Genomic DNA, 5,906 nt, shown 5'->3' with positions numbered 1-5,906 from the left:
TGTGGCGCAAATGCGCTGTGCGCCAACGCCCCTGCGCCCGATGGCGGTGATCAGGCCACCGCGGAGCGCGCGATCATCGATGGCTACATCAAGAAGCAAGTCGGATGCACGCCGACGATGGCGCCCCACCCGGTGGCCGTCGCGTGGGATCCGCCGGGCTTCACCCCCGGGGTCGGTGGCTCGGGCCTCATTCACGATGCCAACCCGGCGCTGGGGGGCAAATATCGCGCCGAATATGTCGGCGGTCGATGGCACGTCGAGTACCTGTACTGCTGACGGCGACGGTTTGCTGGCCGGCCCCCGGCGACAGCGGTCCGGCCCGACGTATCCGCGCGATAACAAGTTCAACTCGATCCGCGTTCCGCTCGAGACCGCGTGGAGAGCGCCGCGGCCACGCCTCGGCGCCGCCCGGCCAAAACATGCAGGTGGAGCCGCGATCGTCGCCGTGAATCGCATCCGTTCGGCCTGCTGAATCCGCTCGCGGCGGCCGCTGGGCGGCGCTCTCGATTGGGGCCTTCACAGCAAGCTAACGCATACTTGTCACCATGCCTGAAGCGACATCGCCGCTAACCGCCGTTGCGGGGTCCGGTGATGCGCCGGGTGTGGGCAGAGGTTTGTGATGGCCCGCTCGGGCGGCGCCCATCGCCGCCATCGAGCCGTCCGTCAACCCTCTCGTTTCCGTAAAGGGCTGACGCGTACCCTTGGCGCGCTGGTCTCGGTGGCGGCCGTGGGGCTGACCGGGGCCGGGTATTACGTGGCGCACGGTGCGCTGGGCGGCATCACCGTTTCCAATGCCCTGCAGCCCGACGATCCGCGGTCCAGCGGCGACAACATGAACATCCTGCTGATTGGGCTGGACTCGCGTAAAGACCAGGACGGCAACGACCTGCCCTACTCCATCCTCAAGCATCTGCACGCCGGCGATTCCGACGACGGCGGCTACAACACCAACACGATGATCCTCGTGCACGTCAGCGCCGACAACAAGGTCGTCGCGTTTTCGATCCCCCGCGACGACTGGGTTCCCTTCACCGGAGTCCCCGGGTATAACCACATCAAGATCAAAGAGGCCTACGGACTTACCAAGCAATACGTCGCGCAAAAGCTGGCCAACCAAGGGACGAGCAGTCAGAAAGAACTCGAGACCAAGGGCCGCGAGGCCGGCCGGGCGGCGACCCTGCGCGCGGTGCGCAGCCTGACCGGCGTCCCCATCGACTATTTCGCCGAGGTCAATCTGGCCGGTTTCTTCGATCTGGCACAGACTCTCGGCGGCGTTGAGGTGTGCCTGAACCACGCGGTCTACGACTCGTATTCGGGCGCCGATTTCCCGGCCGGGCGACAGCGGCTGGACGCTTCCGAGGCGCTGTCATTCGTCCGGCAGCGTCACGGCCTGGACAACGGCGACCTGGACCGCACTCACCGGCAGCAGGCGTTCATCTCGTCGGTCATGCAGGAGCTGCAGGCCGCGGGCACCTTCACCAATATCGACAAGCTCAAGAACCTGATGGCGGTGGCGCGCAAGGACGTGGTGCTCTCGTCCGGCTGGAACGACGAGATGATCCAGCGCCTGGGGGGTCTCGCGGGCGGAAACGTCGAATTCCGGACGTTGCCGGTGGTGCGCTACGACACGATCGACGGACAGGACGTCAACATCGTCGATCCGGCGGCGATCAAGGCCGAGGTGGCGGCGGCGATCGGCGCCGACACCCCAACCACCGAGCCCACCACCACGGCTGTCAAGCCCGATCCGTCCACGGTGGTCGACGTCATCAACTCCGGCAGCATGAGCGGTCTGGCCACCGAGGTGTCGCGCGCGCTGAAGAAGCGCGGCTACACCCAGGGCCAAGTCCGCGACCGCGAGGCCGGTGAACCGACCGCCACCACGGTGGAGTACGGCGCCGGCGCACAGACCGATGCGCAACGCGTGGCCAACCTGCTCGGCCTCGACGCAGCAAAGCAACCCAGCCCCAACGTCCAGCCCGGACACATCCGGGTCACCGTGGACACCAATTTCTCGATCCCCGCACCGGACGAGACCCAGATGGACGACGTGACAAGCACCAGCACCAGCACCACGACATCGACCAAGGCCAAGTCCTACTACTACAACGGCACCACCACGACCTACCCGACGCCCGATCAAGGAAAGCCGATCGACGGCGGCGGCGTGCCGTGCGTCAATTAGCGGCGGGTCGCCGCCATTAAGCCCGCGGCGATCGCAAGCGCGGCGTAGCCGGGCGCAGCGGGTCGCCGCCATTAAGCGTGGGTGCCGCCGTCCATCCGGATTTCGGTGCCCGTGATCCAGGCTCCGTCGTCGGATACCAGCATGGCGATCACCCCGGCGACGGCGGTGGGCTCGGCCATGCCGGTGCCGCTGGATTCCACGCTGGTGGGCAGGACCGGCATCAGCCTCGAAAACAGCGACCAGTCAGCGTCTTTGGGGATGTACCCGCCGGTGGCGTCGGTGATCCCGGACTTGATGCTGCCCGGCGCCACGCACACCGCACGAAGGCCGGCGCGCGCGTATTCGAGCGCCAGCGAGTGCGTGAAGGCCTGGATGCCGCCCTTGCTCGCGGCGTAGGCGGCCATATAGGGATGGGCGAACGACGCCGAGGTGGAGCTGAAGTTCACGATCGCGCTGCGCGGGTTCGCCAACAAGGCCGGTAGCGCTTCGCGGACCACCAGAAAGGTGCCGGTCAGGTTCACGCCGACGATCTGGTTCCAGAGTTCGAGGCTGGTCTCGTGGGTGTGGGCGGCCCGCAGTATGCCGGCGGCATTGACCAACGAGTCAAGGCCGCCCAGCTGCTTGACGGCCAGGCCCACACCGTCGATCACCGAATCCTCGCTGCCGACGTCCATCGGCACGGTGGTGAGGCGGTCGGCGGCGCCGGCCTGCCGAGCCCACGTCCGCGTTTCGTCCAAGCCGTCGGCCGCCAGGTCGGAGGCCGCCACGCTGGCACCCTCGTCGAGCAAGCGCAGCGCGGTCGCCTGGCCGATCCCCGACGCGGCGCCGGTCACCAGGATCCGCTTGCCCTCGAGTCGCTTCATCGCCTCTCCCGTTCACTAGGGCCGACGGTTCAGGTTGCCACCACTCCGCGTAGCGCGTCGGCGCCGAAGGCCGGTTCCAGCATCGCCGAGAAATCCGGGCCGCGACGCAACAGCACCCCGCCATCGACATTGATGATCTGTCCGGTGACATAGCTGGAAGCATCGCTGAGCAGAAACATCGCCACGTTCGCGATGTCTTCGACCTCGCCAGGTCGGGGCAGCGGCGTGATGGCGCGGTAGTCGGCGCTCAGCTCGGGCGAATCGAGGATGGGGGCGACCAGCTCGGTGCGGATCAGGCCCGGGCGAATGCTGTTGACCCGCACCCATGACGCCCCGAGTTCATCAGCGGCCAACTGCATCAGGTGGTCCAGCGCTGACTTGCCGACGCCGTAGGCGCCGAACCAGCGGTGGGTGTTGCTGGCCGCGATCGACGAGATGCCGACGAACGACCCGCCGCCACCGCGCACCATCTCGCGCGCGGAGTGCTTGAGCACGTACATAGTCCCGTTGACGTTGAGGTCTATGGTCCGTCGCCACAACTCCGAGTCGATCTGGGTGATGGGCCCGATGGTCTCCGATCCGCCGGCGCAATGCACCACGCCGTGCAGCCGGCCGTGCCAGGCCGTCACCGCGTCGACGGCGCGCGTCGCCTCCTCTTCGTTGGTGATGTCGGCCGGTTCGTAACGAATGGAGCCGTCGCCCGGAAGCGCTTCGATCTCCTTGACGGCCGCCGCGAGCCGATCGGCGTTGCGGCCGACGATCATGACCGAGGCGCCGGCCGCGACCAGTCCGGCGGCCACGCCCTTGCCGATCCCGCTACCGCCGCCGGTGACCAGATATGTCCGGCCTCGGAAAGAAAGCTGCACTCGAGCCGCCTTTCAAGTGGAACAGGTTCTCGTCATCGAACCACGTGTCGATTCCGGTGGTGACGGCTCCCCCGGGCATGCGGCCAGAACGGCCCCGGCTACGGGGTGTCGCGACGGGCCAGCTTGGTCGGCTTGGCGTTGCGCCAGTCCTCGACGTCGGGCGGCAGACCGATGGGATACCTGTTTTCGTTGTGGGCCGCCCAGTGCGCGTGGCCGAGTTCGTGGATGTGGAACGCGTGTCGCAGCGCCTCCGTGAAGCCCATCGCGTCGGACGCGGCATTGACCGAATCCTTGATCAACATGGCCGCCATCGTCGGCCGCTCCGCGATGCGCCGCGCGAATTCCAGTGTCTTGTCGGCTAATTCGTCGACCGGGAACACCTTGGACACCATCCCGAGCCGGTAGGCCTCGTCGGCGTCCAGCGCATCACCGGTCAGCAGCAGCTCTTTCGCCTTGCGCGGACCGAATTCCCAAGGGTGGGCATAATATTCGACGCCCGGCATGCCCATCCGCACGCCGACCACATCGCTGAACTTCGCGTTGTCGGCGGCGACGATCAGATCGCACGCCCAGATCAGCATCAGGCCCGCCGAGATCGCGTTGCCCTGGACCTGGGCGATCGTGATCTTGCGCAGATCGCGCCAGCGGCAAGTGTTTTGGAAGAAGTAATGCCACTCCTGCAGGTAGGTCTTCTCGGCGACCGGATCACGGGTGGCGCCGTTGATCCGAAAGGTCGGATGCTGCCCCGCTCCCGGCGCCCGCTCTGCCAGCGCCAGCTCCGAGCCGAGGTCGTGGCCGGCGGAGAAGTTTTTGCCGCGGGCGGCCAGAATCACCACCCGGACGGCGTCATCGGCCTCGGCGCGCAGGAACGCCTCGTCGAGCTGAACCAGCAGGCCGCGGTTTTGCGCGTTGTGGGCGTCCGCCCGGTTGAGCCAGATGCGGGCGATGCTGCCCTCGTCGAGGGTTTCGTAGGTCACCAGCTCCTCGGCGTTGGCGTCGCCCGCCTGCGCGCCGGCTTGCTCGGAGAGAGTCATTGGGCCACCTCGCTCGTTGTCAGCTCGAATTGTTTACACATTACGGCCAGTGTGTAACCGGGTGCGCGCTGGGGGGACGGGCCGCGATCCCCTACCAACCGCACGCTCCCTGGCGGCGACGGCGGATCGTGTCTTCGCGAGCGGCCCGGCGAATCCCTGCAAACCAGCGATAAATGCGTCCGACACCCGTTAGCTGGTGAGACGGACTGCGGCCGACCACGCGCGTCGCCTACAGTTAAGTCATGCCTACGAAATCTGATCCTGCCGAAATCGGCGATGTCGAGCCGCTGGCGGACAGCACTGCGAGCCAGGCCAGGCGGGTCGTCGCTGCGTATGCCACCGATGCCGACGAATGCCGAGTTTTTCTGTCCATGCTGGGTATTGGGCCGGCGAAACTCGACACGTAGATGGCTCCCGGGGGACGACGAAGCTCCAAGGCGGCCAAATTCGGGAATTCCGACTTCGTCGTCGTCGCCAACCGGCTGCCGGTGGATCAGGAGTTCCTTCCGGACGGCACCACGGCATGGAAGCGCAGCCCCGGAGGACTGGTCACGGCCCTGGAGCCACTGCTGCGCCGCCGGCGCGGGGCGTGGGTCGGCTGGCCGGGCGTCGTGGATGAGGACCCCGAAGATACTAAGGACCCCGAAGGCGAACCCATCGTCCAGGAAGACCTGGAACTTCGGCCGGTCAAACTGAGCGCGGACGACGTCGCCGAATACTACGAGGGGTTCTCGAACGCCACGCTGTGGCCGCTGTATCACGACGTCATCGTCAAGCCGATCTACCACCGCGAATGGTGGGAGCGCTACGTCGTCGTCAACCGCCGCTTCGCCGAAGCCACCTCACGTGCCGCCGCGCGCGGCGCGACCGTGTGGGTGCAGGACTATCAGCTACAGCTGGTCCCGAAGATGCTGCGCGAACTGCGGCCCGACCTGACCATCGGCTTCTTCCTGCACAT

At 66.8% G+C, this 5,906-nt stretch carries 7 protein-coding genes; 4 read left to right on the top strand and 3 right to left on the bottom strand.

Annotated elements, in window-relative coordinates; genetic code table 11:
- Both Q0W90_RS22695 and Q0W90_RS22690 read left to right on the top strand, forming a co-directional pair.
- A partial coding sequence (locus Q0W90_RS22695) for an integrase (protein WP_297776769.1) occupies positions 1–276 on the top strand: 276 nt, incomplete at its 5' end.
- 343 nt (positions 277–619) lie between these two features.
- Entirely contained in the window at positions 620–2,185 is a 1,566-nt protein-coding gene (locus Q0W90_RS22690; protein ID WP_297776766.1) for an LCP family protein, read from the top strand.
- A gap of 71 nt (positions 2,186–2,256) precedes the next feature.
- Here the strand turns inward: Q0W90_RS22690 and Q0W90_RS22685 are convergent, their stop codons facing one another.
- The 3 genes from Q0W90_RS22685 to Q0W90_RS22675 form a co-directional block, all read right to left on the bottom strand.
- A complete protein-coding gene (locus Q0W90_RS22685; protein ID WP_297697883.1) occupies positions 2,257–3,048 on the bottom strand; it encodes an SDR family oxidoreductase in 792 nt (263 codons plus the stop codon).
- Positions 3,049–3,077: 29 nt separating this feature from the next.
- Positions 3,078–3,914: an SDR family oxidoreductase gene (locus Q0W90_RS22680; protein WP_297594957.1), complete on the bottom strand. Its 837-nt coding sequence runs from the start codon at positions 3,912–3,914 to the stop codon at positions 3,078–3,080.
- A 98-nt stretch (positions 3,915–4,012) separates the two neighbouring features.
- On the bottom strand, positions 4,013–4,948 hold the full coding sequence (locus Q0W90_RS22675) for an enoyl-CoA hydratase (RefSeq protein WP_297594958.1): 936 nt from the start codon (positions 4,946–4,948) through the stop codon (positions 4,013–4,015).
- 242 nt (positions 4,949–5,190) lie between these two features.
- On the opposite strand from Q0W90_RS22675, the gene Q0W90_RS22670 reads away from it, so the two are divergent.
- Together Q0W90_RS22670 and Q0W90_RS22665 are read left to right on the top strand one after the other, a co-directional pair.
- Positions 5,191–5,355, top strand: coding sequence for a hypothetical protein (locus Q0W90_RS22670; protein WP_297594959.1), 165 nt, complete (start codon positions 5,191–5,193; stop codon positions 5,353–5,355).
- Positions 5,356–5,906 (top strand): trehalose-6-phosphate synthase (locus tag Q0W90_RS22665; protein ID WP_297776763.1); only part of this gene is annotated, 551 nt, incomplete at its 3' end.

This window comes from Mycobacterium sp. (assembly GCF_025933915.1).
Classification (GTDB): Bacteria; Actinomycetota; Actinomycetes; order Mycobacteriales; family Mycobacteriaceae; genus Mycobacterium.
The sequence above is the reverse complement of the archived record's forward strand: the minus strand, read 5'-3'. Positions and strand labels throughout refer to the sequence as shown.